Origin of the sequence: Pseudomonas sp. CAM1A, assembly GCF_047501685.1 — a bacterium.
Lineage (GTDB): Bacteria > Pseudomonadota > Gammaproteobacteria > Pseudomonadales > Pseudomonadaceae > Aquipseudomonas.
The window spans coordinates 210,152-229,728 of record NZ_JBFNXP010000002.1 but is presented as its reverse complement, the minus strand read 5'-3'; the positions used below and the strand labels follow the sequence as shown (position 1 = coordinate 229,728).

General features: G+C 64.6%; 15 protein-coding genes. 6 read left to right on the top strand and 9 right to left on the bottom strand.

Annotation, left to right across the window (positions count from 1 at the left end; all coding sequences use genetic code 11):
* Positions 1–55 precede the first annotated feature (55 nt).
* Genes mfd through ABZO33_RS04640 form a run of 3 tightly spaced genes read left to right on the top strand, consistent with a single transcriptional unit; the run spans position 56 to position 7,394 of the window.
* Positions 56–3,505 carry a transcription-repair coupling factor gene (gene mfd / locus ABZO33_RS04650; RefSeq protein ID WP_414535024.1) on the top strand — a complete coding sequence of 1,150 codons (3,450 nt, stop codon included), beginning with the start codon at positions 56–58 and terminating at the stop codon, positions 3,503–3,505.
* A 9-nt stretch (positions 3,506–3,514) separates the two neighbouring features.
* Positions 3,515–4,075: a CsiV family protein gene (locus tag ABZO33_RS04645; protein ID WP_414535023.1), complete on the top strand. Its 561-nt coding sequence runs from the start codon at positions 3,515–3,517 to the stop codon at positions 4,073–4,075.
* A 4-nt stretch (positions 4,076–4,079) separates the two neighbouring features.
* Positions 4,080–7,394 (top strand): SNF2-related protein, encoded by a 3,315-nt coding sequence (locus ABZO33_RS04640; protein WP_414535022.1) that lies wholly within the window; start codon positions 4,080–4,082, stop codon positions 7,392–7,394.
* Between the two features lie 67 nt (positions 7,395–7,461).
* On the opposite strand, the gene nagZ is transcribed toward ABZO33_RS04640, so the two are convergent.
* Entirely contained in the window at positions 7,462–8,460 is a 999-nt protein-coding gene (nagZ, locus tag ABZO33_RS04635) for a beta-N-acetylhexosaminidase (RefSeq protein ID WP_414535667.1), read from the bottom strand.
* Between the two features lie 180 nt (positions 8,461–8,640).
* A complete protein-coding gene (locus ABZO33_RS04630) occupies positions 8,641–9,345 on the bottom strand; it encodes a TetR/AcrR family transcriptional regulator (RefSeq protein WP_046856397.1) in 705 nt (234 codons plus the stop codon).
* Between the two features lie 209 nt (positions 9,346–9,554).
* Between ABZO33_RS04630 and lexA the strand changes: the two genes are divergently transcribed.
* Both lexA and sulA read left to right on the top strand, forming a co-directional pair.
* Entirely contained in the window at positions 9,555–10,163 is a 609-nt protein-coding gene (gene lexA, locus ABZO33_RS04625) for a transcriptional repressor LexA (RefSeq protein ID WP_110698740.1), read from the top strand.
* Positions 10,164–10,176: 13 nt separating this feature from the next.
* On the top strand, positions 10,177–10,653 hold the full coding sequence (sulA, locus tag ABZO33_RS04620; RefSeq protein ID WP_414535021.1) for an SOS-induced cell division inhibitor SulA: 477 nt from the start codon (positions 10,177–10,179) through the stop codon (positions 10,651–10,653).
* Between the two features lie 51 nt (positions 10,654–10,704).
* Here the strand turns inward: sulA and ABZO33_RS04615 are convergent, their stop codons facing one another.
* The 7 genes from ABZO33_RS04615 to ABZO33_RS04585 all read right to left on the bottom strand — a co-directional run bounded on the left by ABZO33_RS04615 (position 10,705) and on the right by ABZO33_RS04585 (position 18,968).
* The gene (locus ABZO33_RS04615; protein ID WP_023630868.1) at positions 10,705–10,938 is read right to left on the bottom strand and encodes a hypothetical protein; all 234 of its coding nucleotides are present in this window, start codon (positions 10,936–10,938) and stop codon (positions 10,705–10,707) included.
* 51 nt (positions 10,939–10,989) lie between these two features.
* Positions 10,990–11,511, bottom strand: a complete 522-nt coding sequence (locus tag ABZO33_RS04610; RefSeq protein ID WP_414535020.1) for a DUF6586 family protein — start codon at positions 11,509–11,511, stop codon at positions 10,990–10,992.
* A gap of 147 nt (positions 11,512–11,658) precedes the next feature.
* Positions 11,659–14,271: a type I DNA topoisomerase gene (gene topA, locus ABZO33_RS04605; protein ID WP_414535019.1), complete on the bottom strand. Its 2,613-nt coding sequence runs from the start codon at positions 14,269–14,271 to the stop codon at positions 11,659–11,661.
* A gap of 100 nt (positions 14,272–14,371) precedes the next feature.
* Positions 14,372–14,623 (bottom strand): DUF1653 domain-containing protein, encoded by a 252-nt coding sequence (locus ABZO33_RS04600; protein ID WP_414535018.1) that lies wholly within the window; start codon positions 14,621–14,623, stop codon positions 14,372–14,374.
* 78 nt (positions 14,624–14,701) lie between these two features.
* The gene (fadA, locus tag ABZO33_RS04595; protein WP_232856043.1) at positions 14,702–15,877 is read right to left on the bottom strand and encodes an acetyl-CoA C-acyltransferase FadA; all 1,176 of its coding nucleotides are present in this window, start codon (positions 15,875–15,877) and stop codon (positions 14,702–14,704) included.
* Between the two features lie 30 nt (positions 15,878–15,907).
* The gene (fadB, locus tag ABZO33_RS04590; RefSeq protein ID WP_414535017.1) at positions 15,908–18,055 is read right to left on the bottom strand and encodes a fatty acid oxidation complex subunit alpha FadB; all 2,148 of its coding nucleotides are present in this window, start codon (positions 18,053–18,055) and stop codon (positions 15,908–15,910) included.
* 475 nt (positions 18,056–18,530) lie between these two features.
* Positions 18,531–18,968, bottom strand: a complete 438-nt coding sequence (locus tag ABZO33_RS04585) for a hypothetical protein (RefSeq protein WP_414535016.1) — start codon at positions 18,966–18,968, stop codon at positions 18,531–18,533.
* Between the two features lie 110 nt (positions 18,969–19,078).
* On the opposite strand from ABZO33_RS04585, the gene ABZO33_RS04580 reads away from it, so the two are divergent.
* Positions 19,079–19,522, top strand: a complete 444-nt coding sequence (locus ABZO33_RS04580; RefSeq protein WP_046856401.1) for a universal stress protein — start codon at positions 19,079–19,081, stop codon at positions 19,520–19,522.
* Positions 19,523–19,577 lie beyond the last annotated feature (55 nt).

Below are 19,577 nucleotides of genomic sequence, written 5' to 3'. Positions count from 1 at the left end.
CCTCGTCACCGGTACAATCGACCTCTTTGCCGCAACGCTTGGAGTCCGATCTCCCGTGTCAGTTCTGCGCCTACCGCAAATGTCGGCCACGGCCGGCAAACATACCTGGGGCAACCTGCCCGGCGCGGCCTTGAGCCTGGCCGTCGCCGAGGCTGCCAGTACCGCCGGTCGCTTCACCTTGCTGCTGACCGCCGACAGCCAGGCGGCCGACCGCCTCGAGCAGGAGCTGCGCTTCTTCGCGCCGGAACTGCCGGTGCTGCCCTTCCCCGACTGGGAAACCCTGCCCTACGACCTGTTCTCGCCACACCAGGACATCATCTCCCAGCGCATCGCCAGCCTCTACCGGCTGCCGGAGCTGGACCACGGCATCCTCGTCGTGCCGATCACCACCGCCCTGCACCGCCTGGCCCCCACGCGCTTCCTGCTGGGCAGCAGCCTGGTGCTGGACGTGGGCCAGAAGATCGACGTCGAGCAGATGCGCGCGCGCCTGGAGGCCAGCGGCTATCGCTGCGTCGACACGGTCTACGAGCATGGCGAGTTCGCCGTGCGCGGCGCGCTGATCGACCTGTTCCCGATGGGCAGCAAGCAGCCGTACCGCATCGACCTGTTCGACGACGAGATCGAGACCCTGCGCACCTTCGACCCGGAGAGCCAGCGCTCGATCGACAAGGTCGACTCGATCCGCCTGCTGCCGGCGCGCGAGTTCCCCATGCAGAAGGACGAGGTGACGCGCTTCAAGGCGCGCTTCCGTGAACGCTTCGACGTCGACTTCCGCCGCAGCGCGATCTTCCAGGACCTCACCAGCGGCATCATCCCCGCCGGCATCGAGTACTACCTGCCGCTGTTCTTCGAAGAAACCGCCACCCTGTTCGACTACCTGCCGGCCGACACCCAGGTGTTCTCGCTGCCGGGCGTGGAACAGGCCGCCGAGCACTTCTGGAACGATGTGCGCGGGCGCTATGAAGAGCGCCGCGGCGACATGAGCCGGCCGCTGCTGCCGCCGGCGGAGCTGTTCCTGCCGGTGGAGGATTGCTTCGCCCGCCTCAAGCAATGGCCACGGGTGGTGGTCAGCGCCGAGGACCTCGACGCCGGCGCGGGGCGCGAGCGCTTCCCCGCCCGCGCCCTGCCCAACCTGGCCATCGAGGCCAAGGCCCACCAGCCGCTGGCGGAACTGGCCAACTTTCTCGACCAGTTCAGCGGCCGCGTGCTGTTCACCGCCGAGTCCGCGGGCCGGCGCGAAGTGCTGCTGGAGCTGCTCGAACGCCTCAAACTGCGCCCGCAGACCGTCGACGGCTGGGCCGACTTCGTCACCGGCGGCGAGCGCCTGGCGATCACCATCGCCCCCCTGGACGACGGCCTGTTGCTGGACGACCCAGCAATTGCCCTGGTAGCGGAAAGCCCGCTGTTCGGCCAACGCGTGATGCAACGCCGGCGCCGGGAAAAACGCGGCGAGGCGGCCAACGACGCAGTGATCAAGAACCTCACCGAGCTGCGCGAAGGCGCGCCGGTGGTGCACATCGACCATGGCGTGGGCCGCTACCTGGGCCTGGCCACCCTGGAAATCGACGGCCAGGCCGCCGAGTTCCTCACCCTCGAATACGCCGAGGGCGCCAAGCTCTACGTACCGGTGGCCAACCTGCACCTGATCGCCCGCTACACCGGCAGCGACGACGCCCTGGCCCCGCTGCACCGGCTGGGTTCCGAAGCCTGGCAGAAAGCCAAGCGCAAGGCCGCCGAGCAGGTGCGCGACGTCGCCGCCGAGCTGCTCGACATCTATGCCCGTCGCGCCGCGCGCAAAGGCTATGCCTTCGCCGACCCGGCCGCCGACTACGCCACCTTCAGCGCCGGCTTCCCGTTCGAGGAGACCCCCGACCAGCAGACCGCCATCGAGGCCGTGCGTGCCGACATGCTCGCCGGCCAGCCCATGGACCGCCTGGTGTGCGGCGACGTCGGCTTCGGCAAGACCGAGGTGGCCATGCGCGCCGCCTTCATCGCCGTGCACAGCGGCCGCCAGGTAGCGGTGCTGGTGCCCACCACCCTGCTCGCCCAGCAGCACTACAACAGCTTCCGCGACCGCTTTGCCGACTGGCCGGTGAAGGTCGAGGTGATGAGCCGCTTCAAGTCGGCCAAGGAAGTCGCCAGCGCCGCGGCGGAGCTGGCCGAGGGCAAGATCGACATCCTTATCGGCACCCACAAGCTGCTGCAGGACGACGTGCGCTTCAAGGACCTGGGCCTGGCCATCATCGACGAAGAGCACCGTTTCGGCGTGCGCCAGAAGGAACAGCTCAAGGCGCTGCGCAGCGAGGTGGACATCCTCACCCTGACCGCCACGCCGATTCCGCGCACGCTGAACATGGCGGTGGCGGGCATGCGCGACCTGTCGATCATCGCCACGCCCCCGGCGCGGCGCCTGTCGGTGCGCACCTTCGTCATGGAGCAGAACAAGAGCACGGTGAAGGAAGCGCTGCTGCGCGAACTGCTGCGCGGCGGCCAGGTGTACTACCTGCACAACGATGTGAAGAGCATCGAGAAGTGCGCCGCCGAGCTGGCCGAGCTGGTGCCCGAGGCACGTATCGGCATCGGCCACGGGCAGATGCGCGAACGCGAACTCGAACAGGTGATGAGCGACTTCTACCACAAGCGCTTCAACGTGCTGATCGCCTCGACCATCATCGAGACCGGCATCGACGTACCCAGCGCCAACACCATCGTCATCGAGCGCGCCGACAAGTTCGGCCTGGCCCAGCTGCACCAGCTGCGCGGCCGGGTCGGGCGCAGCCACCACCAGGCCTACGCCTACCTGCTGACGCCACCGCGCCAACAGATCAGCGCCGACGCCGAAAAGCGCCTGGAGGCCATCGCCAACACCCAGGACCTGGGCGCGGGCTTCGTTTTGGCCACCAACGACCTGGAGATCCGCGGCGCCGGCGAACTGCTCGGCGAAGGCCAGAGCGGGCAGATCCAGGCGGTCGGCTTCACCCTGTACATGGAGATGCTCGAGCGCGCGGTCAAGGCCATCCGCAAGGGCAACCAGCCGAACCTCGAACAGCCGCTGGGCGGCGGCCCGGAGATCAACCTGCGCCTGCCGGCGCTGATCCCCGAGGACTACCTGCCCGACGTGCATGCGCGCCTGATCCTCTACAAGCGCATCGCCTCGGCGGCCGACGAAGAGGGCCTCAAGGACCTGCAGGTGGAGATGATCGACCGCTTCGGCCTGCTGCCGGAGCCGACCAAGAACCTGATGCGCCTGACCCTGCTCAAGCTGCAGGCGGAAAAGCTCGGCATCAAGAAAGTCGATGCCGGCCCCAACGGCGGCAAGCTCGAGTTCGAAGCCGAGACACCGGTCGACCCGCTGACCCTGATCAAGCTGATCCAGGGCCAGCCCAAACGCTACAAGTTCGAAGGCGCGACCCAGTTCCGCTTCCTGGTGCCGATGGAACGCCCCGAAGAACGCTTCAACACCCTGGAAGCGCTGTTCGAGCGCCTCACTCCACAAAATTCATAAGGAAGCTTCATGCGTGCCATCCGTTGCCTGACCCTGCTGCTGGCCCTGCTCGCGCCAGCTGCCTTCGCCGCAGGCCCCTACCAGGTGGAAATGATCCTGGTGCGGCAGAACGCCGTGCCGGCGATCACCAGCCCGTTCGCCCCGGAAGACTGGAGCGCCGGCGCACCGCGCCTGGAAAAAGGCGCCGAGCGCCCGACCGGCCTGGGCGACGAAGTCACCCGCCTGCAGGCCACCGCCGACTACACCGTACTGCTGCACAAGGCCTGGCAACAGGATGGCGAAAGCGTTGCCCTGAGTGCCGGTGACGAACAGTTCGGCCACTTCCCGATCGAAGGCAACCTGCGCATCCAGGAAAGCCGCTTCATCGCCGTTGACGCCAACCTCTGGGTCAACCAGCTCGACAGCAATGGCAGCGTGCTGCGCAGCGAGCAGTTCAAGCAGAGCAACAGCAACATGAAAGCCGGCCAACTGACCTTCCTCGATGGCGGGCACCTGGCGCTGCTGCTCAAGGTTTCACCGGCCGGCATGCGCAAGATGCCGCTGCCCGACCCGGAAATGATGGAGCAGTGAAACCGTGAACGCCGACGTGCAGAAGCTGGCAGCCGAGAACCCGAGCTGGAAGCACGACTTTTCCGCGGCCACCCTGCAACGTGGCGAACGCTACGCCGAACAGGGCCTGGTGCAGATCCAGTCCCACGGCGATTCACGCATCGAGTCGACCTGCCGCGGCAGCGGCGGCAATGTCTACCGCCAGCGGATAATCATCACCACGGGGCCATCCGGACAATGCCACGTGCGCGGCAACTGCTCCTGCCCGGTCGGCGAGAACTGCAAGCACTGCGCCGCCGCGCTCTACACCCTGGCCAGCAGCCACGGGCGCGGTGCGGCCAGCGGCGAGCAACTGCCCCATCACCTGCAACACTGGCTGCAAGGTCTGGAGCAACCCACGCCCAGGCAAGACGGCGCTGAAGACCGGCGTGGGCGCATGGTCTGCTACGAGTTGATGCTCGTCGATGACCACAGCAGCTGCGCGCTGCGCGTGCGCAAGGGTACTCGCGAAGAGCACGGCATCCGCTACAGCCGCATCCATTCGTTATACGAATTGCTTTACGAGCCGCCGAAGTACGTCAAGGGGGAAGACCTGCGCATCCTGCGCCAGCTCTCCGCACAGAACGCGCCCTACGGCCAGGAACGCGGCTACACGCTCAAGGGGCATGAAGGCGGCGAGTTGCTGCAGCGGGTGCTGGACACCGGGCGCCTGATGTTCATCGAAGGGCTGCCGCTGCTGCAACAGGGCGCAGAACGCCGGGCACAGTTCCGCTGGGTTCGCCTGGACAACGGTGACTACCGGGGCATGTGGTACTGCGGCGAGCAGCCGCTAAATTGCATACTGCCGCTGATACCGCTGTTCTATTTCGATATCGATACCAAGGAAGTCGGCACCGTCGGCCACGACCTGGACCCGCACACTGCCCTGCAGCTGTCCCTTGCTCCCGATGTACCGGAACACCTTATCGTGCCCCTCAGTCACAAGCTCAACGCCCTCAATCACCACCTGCCGACACCCACCACCGTGCAACAGGAACAGCTCGACGGCATCGAGCCAACCCCGCACCTGACCCTGGGCAGTCTCGAATTCAGTGCCTACACGCCCAAGACCGGGCGCATGCAGCGCCAGATGCAGCACCGCGCCGCGCTGGCGTTCGACTACGACGGCCTGCGCGCCAGCGGCAGCGACGACAAGTCACTCAGCCGCCTGGTGGGCACCACCAGCCAGCGCATCCAGCGCCAGCCACAGGCCGAGCAGGCCCTGCGCAAGGCCCTGCGCGACCTCGGCTTCAAGGTGGCCACCCGCCAGAGCAAGGCCCTGCCCGACAGTGCCGGCGAAATGTACCAGCTGCCCGACGACGAAGCCTGGCTGCGCTTCGCCCGCGAGGGCCTGCCGCGCCTGCGCGAGGCGGGCTGGGTGATCGATGTGCACCGCGACTTCGCGTTCAACCTGCACGAGGTCGACGACTGGTACGCCACCATCGACGAAGCGCCGGGCCACGAATGGTTCGACCTCGAGCTGGGCATCGTGGTCGACGGCCAGCGCCACAGCCTGCTGCCCATTGTCCTGCAACTGCTGCGCACCAGCCCGGAACTGCTGCGGCCCAGCGAACTGGCGCGGCGCAATGACGATGAGCACCTGCTGATCGACCTCAACCGCACCCGCCATGACGGCCCGGCATTGCGGGTCGCCCTGCCCTACGGGCGCATCAAGGCGGTGATGGGCACCCTGGGCGAGCTGTACCTGCACGACGACGCCGTGGGCCCGAGCCTGCGCCTGGACCGCACCGATGCCGCACGCCTCAACGACATCGACCACTTGCCGCTGCAATGGGAAGGTGGCAGCCATGTGCGCGACCTGGGCCGGCGCCTGCGCGACGCCCGCGACCTGCAGGTGGCGCCGCCCAAAGGCCTGAACGCCACATTGCGCCCTTACCAGCAGCAAGGCCTGAACTGGCTGCAGGCCCTGCGCGAGATGGGCACCGGCGGCATCCTCGGCGACGACATGGGCCTGGGCAAGACCCTGCAGACCCTGGCCCACCTGCTGCTGGAGAAGGAAAGCGGGCGACTGGTACATCCGGCGCTGGCGGTGATGCCCACCAGCCTGGTGCCCAACTGGCTCGACGAAGCCCGGCGCTTCGCCCCCGACTTGCGCGTCCTGGCCCTGCACGGCCCGGGCCGCAACAAGCACTTCGCCAACCTCGCCGGCTACGACCTGGTACTGACCACCTACGCCCTCGTCCCACGCGACCTCGAGCACCTCAAGGCGCAGCCCTGGCACCTGCTGGTGCTGGACGAGGCGCAGAACATCAAGAGCAGCACCAGCAAGGCCGCCCAGGCCGTGCGCGAGCTGCAGGCCAGCCAGCGCCTGTGCCTGACCGGCACACCGATGGAGAACAACCTCGGCGAGCTGTGGTCGATCTTCCACTTTTTGATGCCCGGCTGGCTGGGCGACAGCAAGCGCTTCACCCAGGACTACCGTACCCCGATCGAGCGCCACGGCGACGCTGAGCGCATGGCCCACCTGGCCAGCCGCATCCGCCCGTTCCTGCTGCGCCGCACCAAGGAACAGGTGGCCACCGAGCTGCCGGCCAAGACCGAGATGATCCACTGGGTCGAGCTCAGCGACGCCCAACGCGACACCTACGAGGCGCTGCGGGTGGCAATGGACAAGAAGGTCCGTGACGAGATCGCCCGCAACGGCGCCGCGCGCAGCCAGATCGTCATCCTCGACGCACTGCTCAAGCTGCGCCAGGTGTGCTGCGACCTGCGCCTGGTCAAGGGCACCGAGGTCAAGGGCACGTTCGCCGACAAGGGCAAGCTGGGCAGCCTGCTGGAGATGCTCGAAGAGTTGCTCAGCGAGGGGCGCAAGGTGCTGCTGTTCTCGCAGTTCACCTCGATGCTGGCGCTGATCGAGTTCGAGCTGGAGAAGCGCGGCATCCGCTACAGCCTGCTGACCGGCGATACCCGCGACCGTCGCGCCCCCGTGCAGCAGTTCCAGAACGGCGACAGCGAGGTATTCCTGATCAGCCTCAAGGCCGGCGGCACCGGGCTGAACCTGACCGCCGCCGACACCGTGATCCACTACGACCCGTGGTGGAACCCGGCCAGTGAAAACCAGGCCACCGACCGCGCCTACCGCATCGGCCAGGACAAGCCGGTGTTCGTGTTCAAGCTGATCACCCGGGGTACGGTGGAAGAGAAGATCCAGCAGTTGCAGCAAGAGAAGGCGGCACTGGCAGCCGGGCTGCTCGATGGCGGGCAGGCCGGGCAATGGCGATTGGGGGATGAAGAGATCGAGGCGCTGTTCGCGCCGCTGCCGGGCAAGCGAAGCAAGTAAAAGCCCGCCCCCACGAACCCTCAGGGCTTCGTGGGAGCGGGCTTGCCCCGCGATGAGGCCAGCGAGGTCAATCGACCAGCTGGGCTTCCTTCAACGCCCCCAGCGCCTCCAGCCAACGCGGCTGCTGGCGGTAGTCGGTACGCGCAAAGCCCTGCCCGCGCATCCGTGCAATCCGCGGCGACGGCTTGACCTTCATGCGCTGCGCCGCGCTCAGCGCCAGCTCGGCCGAAGCCCGGTCATTGCACACCAGGCCCATGTCGCAGCCGGCACTGAGCGCCGCCTCGATGCGGCTGGCGGCATCGCCCACCACGTGGGCACCGGCCATGGACAGGTCATCACTGAAGATCACCCCGTCGAAGCCCAACTCGCCGCGCAGGATGTCCTGCAGCCAGCGCCGGGAGAAGCCGGCCGGCTGGTTGTCGACCTGCGGGTAGATCACGTGGGCCGGCATCACCGCCGCCAACTGGCCGCTCAGACGGGTAAACGGCACCAGGTCGACGGCGCGCAGCTGTTCCAGGCTGCGCTCATCGACCGGGATCGCCACATGGGAATCGGCCTCGGCCCAGCCGTGACCGGGGAAATGCTTGCCACAGGCGGCCATGCCGGCGGCATTCATGCCACGGATGAACGCGCCGGCCAGTTCGGTAGCCCGCTGCGGATTGCCTTCGAAGGCGCGGCTGCCGACCACGGCACTGCGCTGATGGTCGAGATCCAGCACCGGGGCAAAGCTCAGGTCCAGGCCTACCGCCAGCACCTCGGTTGCCATCAGCCAGCCGCACTGCTCGGCCAGGTATTCGGCATTGGCGTTGTCGGCGATGGCGCGCATGGCCGGCAGGCGCACGAAGCCCTGGCGCAGGCGCTGGACCCGCCCACCTTCCTGGTCCACGGCGAGGATCAGCTCGGGACGGATGGCGCGGATCGAGGCGCACAACTCACGCACCTGGCGCGGGCTGTCGATGTTGCGGGCAAAGATGATCAGGCCAGCCACTTCGGGCTGGCGCAGCAGATGGCGGTCTTCGGCGGTCAGCCATTTACCGGCGATATCCACCATCAGGGAGCCTTGCAGGCTGGCAGTCATTGGGAATCCTTCATTGGAGATCCGGAGGTCGCGCAGACGCACGCACACATCGGACAACGCGGTGTCCGATGGTTCAGTGGCGAAGTTGCCGTGCTGACGGGAGTTGCGGCGGGGGCGAGTTCAGGCATGGGCGCTAGCTTAGCGCAAGCGCCCTGCCCCGCCCAGTGTTCAGGCCTTGGCGGGCGCGCCGGACTTGCTGCGTGGGCGCAACTGCGCCGCGGCCATGGCCTGGTCGGTGACACCGCTGTCGGCCCGCATGCCGGCGGCCAGGAACGGCACCATCAGGCGCATCACCTGCTCGATCGAGGTGTTGATGCCGAAATCGGTTTCGGCGATGGCGCGCAAGGCCTTGATACCCGACATGCTGAACGCCGCGGCGCCGAGCATGAAGTGCACGCGCCAGAACAGCTCCAGTGGCGGAATGCGCGGCGCGGCCTCGTTGACCAGCAGCATGTAGCGGCGGAACACCTTGCCGTACATGTCCTCCAGGTAACGGCGCAGGTGCCCCTGGCTCTGGCTGAAGGCCAGGCCCAGCAGGCGCATGAAGATCGACAGGTCGTTGTTGCTGCGCGGTTGCACGACCAGGGCCTGCTCCACCAGCATTTCCAGCAGCTCCTCGAGCGAGGCCTTCTGCTCGGGACGCGCCTGATGGCGGTCGAGCTCACGCTCCAGGCTGGCGCAGAAGGGCCCCAGGAAGCGGGAAAAGACCGCCTGGATCAGGGCTTTCTTCGAACCGAAATGGTAGTTCACCGCCGCCAGGTTGACCCCGGCCTTGCTGGTGATCAGCCGCAATGAGGTTTCCGCGAACCCGCGCTCCGCGAACAGCTGCTCCGCCGCATCGAGGATGCGCTCAACGGTTTCCGATTGGGCCATGACTACTCCGCCTGACAAACAGTTGTTTGAAACATACGTTTCAAGCCTGATTATGTCAAGGTCCAGTGACCGGGTGGTCGCTCATTTAAACACAGCCACAAAGCATTGAATGCGCACGCTTTGCAGCTGTTGTGCGGCAAGGGTGCTTGCAGCTTGCCAGCCACTGTATATAATTCCAGTCACTGTATATAAAGACAGAGCCCTCGCCCATGCTGAAACTGACGCCACGCCAAGCCGAGATCCTGGCTTTCATCAAACGCTGCCTCGAAGACAACGGCTTTCCGCCGACCCGCGCCGAGATCGCCCAGGAGCTGGGCTTCAAGTCGCCCAACGCCGCCGAGGAGCACCTGAAAGCCCTGGCCCGCAAGGGCGCCATCGAGATGACCCCTGGCGCCTCCCGCGGTATCCGCATCCCCGGCCTCGAGCCCAAGCAAGAGGACAGCGGCCTGCCCATCATCGGCCGCGTCGCCGCCGGTGCACCGATCCTCGCTGAGCAGCACATCGAGGACTCCTGCAGCATCAACCCGGCCTTCTTCCATCCGCGCGCCGATTACCTGCTGCGGGTGCACGGCATGAGCATGAAGGACATCGGCATCTTCGACGGCGACCTGCTCGCCGTGCACACCACCCGCGAAGCCCGCAACGGCCAGGTGGTGGTAGCCCGTATCGGCGACGAAGTGACCGTCAAGCGCTTCAAGCGCGAAGGCAGCAAGGTCTGGCTGATCGCCGAGAACCCCGAATTCGCCCCCATCGAAGTCGACCTGAAGGATCAGGAGCTGGTGATCGAGGGCTTGAGCGTCGGCGTCCTGCGCCGCTGAACCAGGAGGCGTCATGCAGCCGTTCACCCATGCACCCCAGCAAGCCCAGTTGCCGCTGTTCGAGGCCTTCCTTGCCCAGCCGGTGCTGCCAGGCCTCAAGCCCAGCGAAGCGCCGCGCAAGAGCAGCCAGCCAGAACTGTTCAGCGAGCTGGCCCTGCGCGGCGCGCCAGGGCACTGCCAGAGCCTGTTGGCGCCGATCCTGCGCGAACTCAGCGAAGAAGACGACAGCCGTTGGCTGACGCTCATCGCCCCACCCGGCAGCCTCACCCAGGCCTGGCTGCGTGATGCCGGCCTGAACCGCGAACGTATCCTGTTGCTGCAACCCGGTGGCAGGCAGACGGCCCTGCAACTGGCCTGCGAGGCGCTGCGCCTTGGGCACAGCCATACCGTGGTCAGCTGGCTGGGCACCCTCAACAGCAACGCCCGCCAACAGCTGCAGCGCGCAGCGGCAAGCGGAAACGCACAAAGCCTGAACATCCGCCTCGGCTGATGTTCAGGCTTTGCCTGTCAAACGCTTGAAACCCTGGGCCGCTACCGTGGCTCAGTGAAGGACGCGCGGCCCCTCTTCACGCTCGAAGTCGCCTTCAACCAGGCGACCGGCCATTTGCACGCCAACGCTGAGCATGGCCTTGGCCACTTCCACATGCTGTCCTTGCAGGAATGCCTTGGCATCCTCGGAAAAATCCAGGGTTACCAGTGAGCCTTCATCTTCGGCGCGGCGCAGTTCGATCCGGCCATCAGGCAACTCGACAATTTCTAGAAAGGACGTTGACATAAAGGGCCTGCTTTTCACGAAAGGCTACTAGTGTACCAGCCATGGAAGCGCTCAGCACTCACTCAGCGCTTCGCGGAATCGTCTCACCAGGCTTTTCAGGTTCTGCCGCCAGGCCTCCAGTTCCTCGCGGGAAAGCTCGACCGGCTCAGGCTCGTCCAGGTTGACGGCCTGGATCAGCGGCTGGGTAACGTCACCCTTCACGGTTTTCTTCGCGACCGGTGGTCGGAACAAATCGGCATAAGCCACCAGCAGACGCGCCAGCCAGGTTTCCGGCTGGCGTGCCAGCTCCAGCAGTTCGGCCATTTCCGGGATCGCCACGCTCTGCAACACCTCGTCGCTGAACAGCAACTCCGCCCGCGCCGCCGAGGCCTGGGGCAGGCGGTAGAAACCGGCGATCTCATGGCACAACCCAAGCAGCGCGCCATACAGGTGGAACAGCGCCGACTCGCGCTCGGCCTGGAGCAGCCCCTGGGCATTCAGCGCCTGGCTGTCCGCGGCCTTGGCCATGGACTCCAGCGCGAGGCCGGCGAAGAACAGTTTCTGGTTGGTGCGGGTGTAGAGTTCCTGGGCCATTTCGACTGACTCCTGAAGGCGGCAAGGCGATTGCCTGCAGTTTCAGGGATTGCGCTTTGCTTGTCATCAAATGACTGGGGCCGCTGCGCAACCCATCGCCGGCACGCCTGCGATGGGGCACGAAGCGGCCCCAGTCACGACTTCAGATCAACGCTTGTCTTCGACCTTCCACGCCTTGCCGTCGTAGAACGCCTTCCAGCCAGTGGGCTTGCCGTCGACTTCGGACTGCACGTACTGCTCCTTGGTCTTGCGGCTGTAGCGGATCACCGTCGGGCGCCCTTCCGGATCCTTCTGTGGCGCTTCGCAAAGGAAGTGGTACTTCGGATCGATCTCATGCTTGTGCGGAACGATCTCCAGCACCAACGGCGCACGGGTTTCGCGGTTTTTCGGGAACTGGCTGGCCGCCAGGAACAAGCCCGAGGCCCCGTCACGAAGTACGTAGGTATCGTCGACCTTCTCGCACTTGAGCTCCGGCATGTCCACCTTGTCCATCTTCGGTGGCGCCGCCTCGCCGCTCTTGAGCAGCTTGCGGGTGTTCTTGCAGGTTGGGTTGGTACAGCCGAAGAACTTGCCGAAACGGCCAGTCTTGAGCTGCATCTCGCTGCCGCACTTGTCGCATTCCAGGCTCGGGCCTTCGTAGCCCTTGATGCGATAGTTGCCTTCCTCGATCTCGTAGCCGGCGCAATCCGGGTTGTTACCGCAGATGTGCAGCTTGCGCTTCTCGTCGAGCAGGTAGGCATCCATCGCCGTCGCGCAGATCGGGCAGCGGTGCTTGCCGCGCAGCACCAGCGACTCGGACTCGCCCTCGTCGTCGGCGGCGATTTCGTCGCCCGGCACCAGGTTGACCGTCGCCTTGCAACGCTCTTTAGGCGGCAGGCTGTAGCCCGAGCAGCCGAGGAACACACCCGTGGACGCGGTGCGGATCATCATCGGCCGGCCACATTCCTTGCAGGCAATGTTGGTCGGGGTCGGCTGGTTGGCACGCATGCCGTTCTCGGCAGATTCGGCGGTCAGCAGCTTCTTGCTGAAATCGCCATAGAACTCGTCGAGGACGTTCTTCCAGTCACGCTCGCCCTGGGCCACGTCGTCGAGGTTCTCTTCCATGCCGGCGGTGAAGCCGTAGTCCATCAGGTTGGCGAAACTCTCGGACAGACGCTCGGTGACGATGTCGCCCATCTTCTCGGAGTAGAAGCGGCGGTTGTGCAGGGTGACATAGCCGCGATCCTGGATGGTCGAGATGATCGCCGCATAGGTCGACGGGCGACCGATACCGCGCTTTTCCATCTCCTTGACCAGGCTGGCTTCGGTGAAGCGCGCCGGCGGCTTGGTGAAGTGCTGGCTCGGGTCGATCTGGATCAACTTGAGCACTTCGCCCTGGGTCATTTCCGGCAGTACGTCATCTTCGCCCGGCTTGCTCTGCTGCGGCAGCACACGGGTGTAACCGTCGAACTTGAGGATACGACCCTTGGCGCGCAGCTCGAACTCGCCGGCAGCCACGGTGACGCTGGTGGACAGGTACTGCGCCGGCGGCATCTGGCAGGCCAGGAACTGGCGCCAGATCAGTTCGTACAGGCGCTCGGCGTCACGCTCCATGCCACTGAGCTTGGTGGGGTGGGTGCTGACGTCGGACGGACGGATCGCTTCGTGCGCCTCCTGGGCCCCTTCCTTGCTGCCATAGACGATGGGTGCGGCAGGCAGGTACTGCTTGCCGAACTCCTTCTCGATGTAGCTGCGGGCCATCTCGACGGCGTCGGTCGACAGGTTGGTCGAGTCGGTACGCATGTAGGTGATGTAGCCGGCTTCGTACAGACGCTGGGCCATCATCATGGTCTTCTTCACCCCGAAGCCCAGGCGATTGCTTGCGGCCTGCTGCAGGGTGGAGGTAATGAACGGTGCCGAGGGCTTGCTGCTGGTCGGCCGGTCCTCGCGCTTGCTCACGCTGTAGCTGGAGGCCTTGAGCTTCTCCAGCGCGGCCATGGCCTGGGCTTCGTTGAGCGGTTTGAAGGCCTCGCCCTTCTCGCGGGCCACCTCGAAACGCACCTTGGCGTTCTTGGCGGTGCCCAGATCGGCGTGGACTTCCCAGTATTCTTCCGGGTTGAAGGCACGGATCTCGCGCTCACGTTCGACTACAAGCTTCACCGCCACCGACTGCACGCGACCGGCGGACAGGCCACGGGCGATCTTCGCCCACAGCAGCGGCGAGACCATGTAGCCGACCACGCGGTCGAGGAAGCGTCGCGCCTGCTGGGCATTGACCCGATCGATATCGAGCTCGCCCGGCTGGGAGAAGGCTTCCTGGATGGCTTTCTTGGTGATCTCGTTGAACACCACGCGCTTGTAGCGGCTGTCGTCACCACCGATGGCTTCGCGCAGGTGCCAGGCGATGGCTTCCCCCTCGCGATCCAAGTCGGTTGCGAGATAGATGGTGTCGGCATCCTTGGCCAGGCGGCGCAGCTCCTCGATGACCTTCTCTTTGCCGGGAAGGATCTCGTACTTGGCCTTCCAGCCCGCCTCGGGGTCCACGCCCATGCGCGCAACCAGCGTGCGGCGTGCTTTTTCCTTGGGCGTCAGCGCTGGCGCTTCGCCAGCCGCTGCCTTACCACGCTTGGCCGCCGGTTCCTTGCTCGCACTGGCGGAACCGCTGGTGGGAAGGTCACGGATGTGGCCGATACTCGACTTCACCACGTACTGGCTGCCCAGGTACTTGTTGATGGTCTTGGCCTTGGCCGGGGATTCCACAATGACCAGCGATTTGCCCATGGATCGGAGTATTCCTGAATCTGAAGATGAAAAACGCGTCAGGTGCCAGACGCGGCACCGCTATATATAGTGGCAAAAGAGTGAGGTCAAGCGCGGTCTATCACTCGTGCGCCTTGCCCAGCCGCTCGCCAAGGCTCTCTTCGGCCTTGACCAAAGCAAAGCGTGGCACCTGCTCGCCGTCAACCTCGACGGACTCCTGGAACATCGAAAGTGGCCTGACCCAGAAGCTGTAATCACCATACAGGCACTGGTAGAACACCATCCACTCTTCGCTCTCGGAGTGTCGCGCAGCGCTGAAAACACGGTACTCAGGGCCTTTGTAATGCCGGTACACACCAGGTTGTATCTGCATGTCGCTCGCCCTCTTGAACAAATCCTGTAAAAAACAAAAGCCGGGGCACATGGCCCCGGCTGCTGTCCTGCAACGCGATCAGACGCGTTCGAAGACAGTGGTGATGCCTTGGCCCAGGCCGACACACATGGTGGCGACGCCCAGGGTACCGCCATTTTGCTTCATGACGTTGAGCAGGGTGCCGGAAATCCGCGCCCCCGAGCAACCGAACGGGTGGCCCAGGGCGATGGCGCCGCCGTGCAGGTTAACCTTCTCATTCATCTTGTCGAGCACTTTCAGATCTTTCAGCACCGGCAGGGCCTGTGCGGCGAAAGCTTCGTTGAGCTCGAAGAAGTCGATGTCGGCGATGGTCAAACCAGCACGCTTGAGGGCTTTCTGCGTCGACGGGACCGGGCCGTAGCCCATGATTGCAGGGTCTACGCCAGCAACCGCCATGGAGCGAATCACCGCCAATGGCTGGATCCCCAGGTCCATGGCACGCTGCCCGGACATGACGATCATGCACGATGCGCCATCGGTGATCTGCGACGAAGTGCCCGCCGTTACCGTACCACCTTTCGGGTTGAAAGCTGGCTTGAGGGCCGCCAGGCTTTCCAGCGTAGTGTCCGGGCGAATGGTTTCATCGTAGTCGAAGACTTTGAGGAAGCCGTTTTCGTCATAGCCCTGCATCGGGATGATTTCGTCCTTGAACTTGCCTTCGAGCGTCGCCTTGTGGGCGAGCTGATGCGAGCGCATGCCGAAGGCATCCTGCTGCTCACGGGTGATCCCGTGCATCTTGCCGAGCATCTCGGCAGTCAGGCCCATCATGCCCGAGGCTTTTGCCGCATGAAGCGACATATGCGGGTTCGGGTCGACACCGTGCATCATGCTGACGTGGCCCATGTGCTCGACACCGCCGATGACAAACACATCACCGTTGCCGGTCATGATCGCCTGGGCGGCGGTGTGCAGTGCGCTCATGGACGAGCCGCACAGGCGGCTGACGGTTTGCGCGGCGGAGGTGTGCGGGATCTGGGTCATCAGCGACGCCATGCGCGCGATGTTCCAGCCCTGCTCCAGGGTCTGGTTGACGCAGCCCCAGATCACGTCCTCGACTTCTTTCGGGTCGACCTTGTCGTTGCGCTCCAGCAGCTTGCTGATCAGGTGCGCGGACATGTCTTCGGCACGGGTGTTGCGGTGCATGCCACCCTTGGAACGGCCCATCGGCGTGCGACCGAAGTCGACAATCACCACGTCTCTTGGATTCAGGCTCATATCAATATTCTCGCTCTAGCTCGTGGGCGCTCAGTTGAAGAAGCGCTGGCCGTTCTTGGCCATTTCGCGCAGCTTCGCAGTGGGGTGGTACAGCGGCCCCAGGTCGGCATACTTGTCGGCCAGTGCAACGAACTCGGCGACCCCGATCGAATCGATGTAGCGCAACGCGCCACCGCGGAAGGGAGGGAAACCGATGCCGTAGACCAGGCCCATGTCGGCTTCGGCGGCGGTCGCGACGATGCCGTCTTCCAGGCAGCGAACGGTCTCCAGGCACAGCGGCACCATCATCCAGTTGATGATGTCTTCGTCGGTGACTTCACGCTGCTCGAAGATGACCGGCTTGAGCACGTCGAGCACGCTGGCATCGGCGACTTTCTTCGGCTTGCCGCGCTTGTCGGTCTCGTAGGCGTAGAAGCCCTTGCCGTTCTTCTGGCCCAGGCGGTTGGCTTCGTAAAGTGCATCGACGGCCGAGCGGCGCTCGTCCTTCATGCGATCCGGGAAACCTTCGGCCATCACGTCGCGGCCGTGGTGGCCGGTGTCGATGCCGACCACGTCCATCAGGTAGGCCGGGCCCATCGGCCAGCCGAACTTCTCCATCACCTTGTCGATGCGCACGAAGTCGACGCCAGCGCTGACCAGCTTGGCGAAGCCGCCGAAGTACGGGAACAGCACGCGGTTGACCAGGAAGCCCGGGCAGTCGTTGACCACGATCGGGTTCTTGCCCATCTTCTTGGCGTAGGCCACGGTGGTGGCCACGGCTACGTCGCTGGACTTCTCGCCACGGATGACTTCCACCAGCGGCATCATGTGCACCGGGTTGAAGAAGTGCATGCCGACGAAGTTTTCCGGACGCTTGAGGGCCTTGGCCAGCAGGTTGATGGAGATGGTCGAGGTGTTGGAGGCGAGGATCGCATCCTCTTTCACCTGGCCTTCCACTTCAGCCAGCACGGCTTGCTTGACCTTCGGGTTCTCGACCACCGCCTCGACGATGATGTCGACGTTGCCGAAGTCACCGTAGGACAAGGTCGGGCGAATGGCGTTGAGGGCCTCGGCCATCTTGGCCGGGGTCAGGCGCCCCTTCTCGACGCGCTTGCCGAGCAGCTTGGAGGCCTCGTTCAGGCCCAGCTGGATGGCTTCCTCGCGGATATCCTTCATCAGGATCGGCGTGCCCTTGACGGCCGACTGGTAGGCGATGCCGCCACCCATGATACCGGCGCCGAGCACGGCGGCCTGTTTCACGTCATGGGCGATCTCGTCGTGGGCCTTGGCCTTGCGCTTGAGCTCCTGGTCGTTCAGGAACAGGCCGATCAGGCTCTCGGCGACCGAGGTCTTGGCCAGCTTGGCGAAACCGGCGGCTTCGACTTCCAGGGCCTTGTCACGGCCGAAGTTGGCGGCCTTCTGGATGGTCTTGATGGCCTCGACCGGCGCCGGGTAGTTCGGGCCGGCCTGGCCGGCAACGAAGCCCTTGGCGGTCTCGAAGGCCATCATCTGCTCGATGGCGTTGAGCTTGAGCTTTTCCAGCTTGGGCTGGCGCTTGGCCTTGTAGTCCAGCTCGCCGCTGATGGCGCGCTTGATCAGGTCCAGGGCACCGGCCTGCAGCAACTCGGGGGCGACCACGGCATCGACGGCGCCGACTTTCAGGGCGTCCTCGGCACGGTTTTCCTTGCCGGAGGCGATCCACTCGATGGCGTTGTCCGAGCCGATCAGGCGCGGCAGGCGCACGGTACCGCCAAAGCCTGGGTAGATGCCCAGCTTGACTTCCGGCAGGCCGATCTTGGCGCTGCTGGCCATGACCCGGTAGTCGGCGGCCAGGCACATCTCCAGGCCGCCACCCAGGGCGATGCCGTTGATGGCGACCACGGTCGGCACCTGCAGGTCTTCGAAGTCACTGAAAATGCGGTTGGCTTCCAGGTTGCCGGCGACCAGTTCGGCCTCGGGCAGCTTGAAGTTGTCGACGAACTCGGTGATGTCGGCGCCGACGATGAACACGTCCTTGCCACTGCTGACGATCACGCCCTTGACCGAGGCATCGGCCTTGATCACGTCCACGGCCTGACGCAGCTCGTTCAGAGTGAGACGGTTGAACTTGTTGACGGACTCACCCTTGAGGTCGAATTTCAGTTCGACGATGCCGCTTTCAAGAGCCTTAACCGTGATGGCTTTACCTTCGTAAATCATCAACTGATCTCCACGATATGGAAGCTGAACAGTACACGTCGATCGCTGGCAACGAGAGCCGGTCTACCGGTCCCTCGCCCCAGGCACACCCGTCGACGCGCTAATCGGGATTCTGTAAGAGCCGTCTGACATACAAACGCTCAATTCATACGCCCGTTTGACTTGGGTGTGCACACATTCCCCGAAAAGAACCGCGTTGTCAAATACTCGCGAAGGCCGTGAAAACGCGACTTTCCAGTCATCTTCTACCCGCCGGGTACGAAACATGATGACAGTGATCGCCAACCATTCATGTCAGCGATAGACCATCACCGACAGCAGACGGCGCTTTTTTCTAAACGCATCCGCCAACGATGGCTACACTGCGTCTGCATGAAAGTGTTTCCGGCCTGCCTGGCCTTTTTCTGCACTGCAGAACGCAAAACGGCGCGCAAGAGCATGGTTGCTCCGGCGCGCCGTTTTGCGTTGGCCAGGTTCAGGCGAGGGTTTCGAGAGCCTGGGCAATATCCTGCAAAACAGATTTGTCGCCCCGCTCGCTCCAATACAAAGCAATCATGCGACTGTCGGCCTCGACCTTGTAGACCGTTGCCGGCAGGCGGGCGAACGCCTCTGCCAGGCGCGGATCCTCGCAGGGCTCGCGCCACTGGTTCCACCACACGCCCGGGGTAATTTGCCAGTAACACCAGCTGTCCGTGCGCCCCTTGCGTCGTGCCCGGTGATATTGCGGGCAGGGGCTGGGCGGCTCGTTTACCAGCCAGTGCGGCCACTGTTGCGGCGCCAGTTGCATGGCCAGCCCCATGCGGCGCCCCTCCAGGCGCAGGCTCATCTGCTCGCTCTGTTTGCGCGAGGGGCGCAACCAGGCCAACGGGCTGAGAATCAGCGCAAGGATTGACACCACCAGCCATACCGTCATATCTGTAGACCTTATAAAGCGTTGCAAATGAGCGGGTTAGTCAGTTTTCACGGAAGATCCGCGCGAAAGCGACCATACTTCTACTATCGCGATTGTCAGGAGTACTGCACATGTCCTATGAACATCTTCTGGTCGCTGTCGACCTGACCGAAGAATGCGACCCGGTGATCAAGCGGGCCAAGGCCATCGCCCTGGCCAGCGGCGCCAAGGTCTCCCTGGTGCATATCGTCGAGCCCATGGCCATGGCCTTCGGCGGCGACGTGCCGATGGACCTGTCGCAGTTGCAGCAGCAACAGTTCGACCAGGCCAAGGAACGCATGGAGCGCCTGTACAACAAGTACCCGGATATCAATCGCGGCGACTCGCACCTGGTCTACGGCCAGCCGCGCCAGGAAATCCACCAGTTGGCCAAGGATCAGAAGTGCGACCTGATCGTGGTCGGCAGCCATGGCCGCCACGGCCTGGCACTGCTGCTGGGCTCCACCGCCAACGACGTGCTGCACGGCGCGCCGTGCGATGTGCTGGCGGTGCGGCTGCAGAAGAAGGCCGAGTAATACATTCATCGCGGGGCAAGCCCGCTCCCACGGGTCCTGAGCGACCCGGTGGGAG

Coding starts and splice junctions, on each gene's coding strand:
- ABZO33_RS04585 (WP_414535016.1), bottom strand. CDS start 18,968: ATGACGGTATGGCTGGTGGTGTCAATCCTTGCGCTGATTCTCAGCCCG.
- lexA (WP_110698740.1), top strand. CDS start 9,555: ATGCTGAAACTGACGCCACGCCAAGCCGAGATCCTGGCTTTCATCAAA.
- fadA (WP_232856043.1), bottom strand. CDS start 15,877: ATGAGCCTGAATCCAAGAGACGTGGTGATTGTCGACTTCGGTCGCACG.
- ABZO33_RS04600 (WP_414535018.1), bottom strand. CDS start 14,623: ATGCAGATACAACCTGGTGTGTACCGGCATTACAAAGGCCCTGAGTAC.
- ABZO33_RS04610 (WP_414535020.1), bottom strand. CDS start 11,511: ATGGCCCAGGAACTCTACACCCGCACCAACCAGAAACTGTTCTTCGCC.
- ABZO33_RS04580 (WP_046856401.1), top strand. CDS start 19,079: ATGTCCTATGAACATCTTCTGGTCGCTGTCGACCTGACCGAAGAATGC.
- ABZO33_RS04615 (WP_023630868.1), bottom strand. CDS start 10,938: ATGTCAACGTCCTTTCTAGAAATTGTCGAGTTGCCTGATGGCCGGATC.
- ABZO33_RS04645 (WP_414535023.1), top strand. CDS start 3,515: ATGCGTGCCATCCGTTGCCTGACCCTGCTGCTGGCCCTGCTCGCGCCA.
- topA (WP_414535019.1), bottom strand. CDS start 14,271: ATGGGCAAATCGCTGGTCATTGTGGAATCCCCGGCCAAGGCCAAGACC.
- ABZO33_RS04630 (WP_046856397.1), bottom strand. CDS start 9,345: ATGGCCCAATCGGAAACCGTTGAGCGCATCCTCGATGCGGCGGAGCAG.
- fadB (WP_414535017.1), bottom strand. CDS start 18,055: ATGATTTACGAAGGTAAAGCCATCACGGTTAAGGCTCTTGAAAGCGGC.
- sulA (WP_414535021.1), top strand. CDS start 10,177: ATGCAGCCGTTCACCCATGCACCCCAGCAAGCCCAGTTGCCGCTGTTC.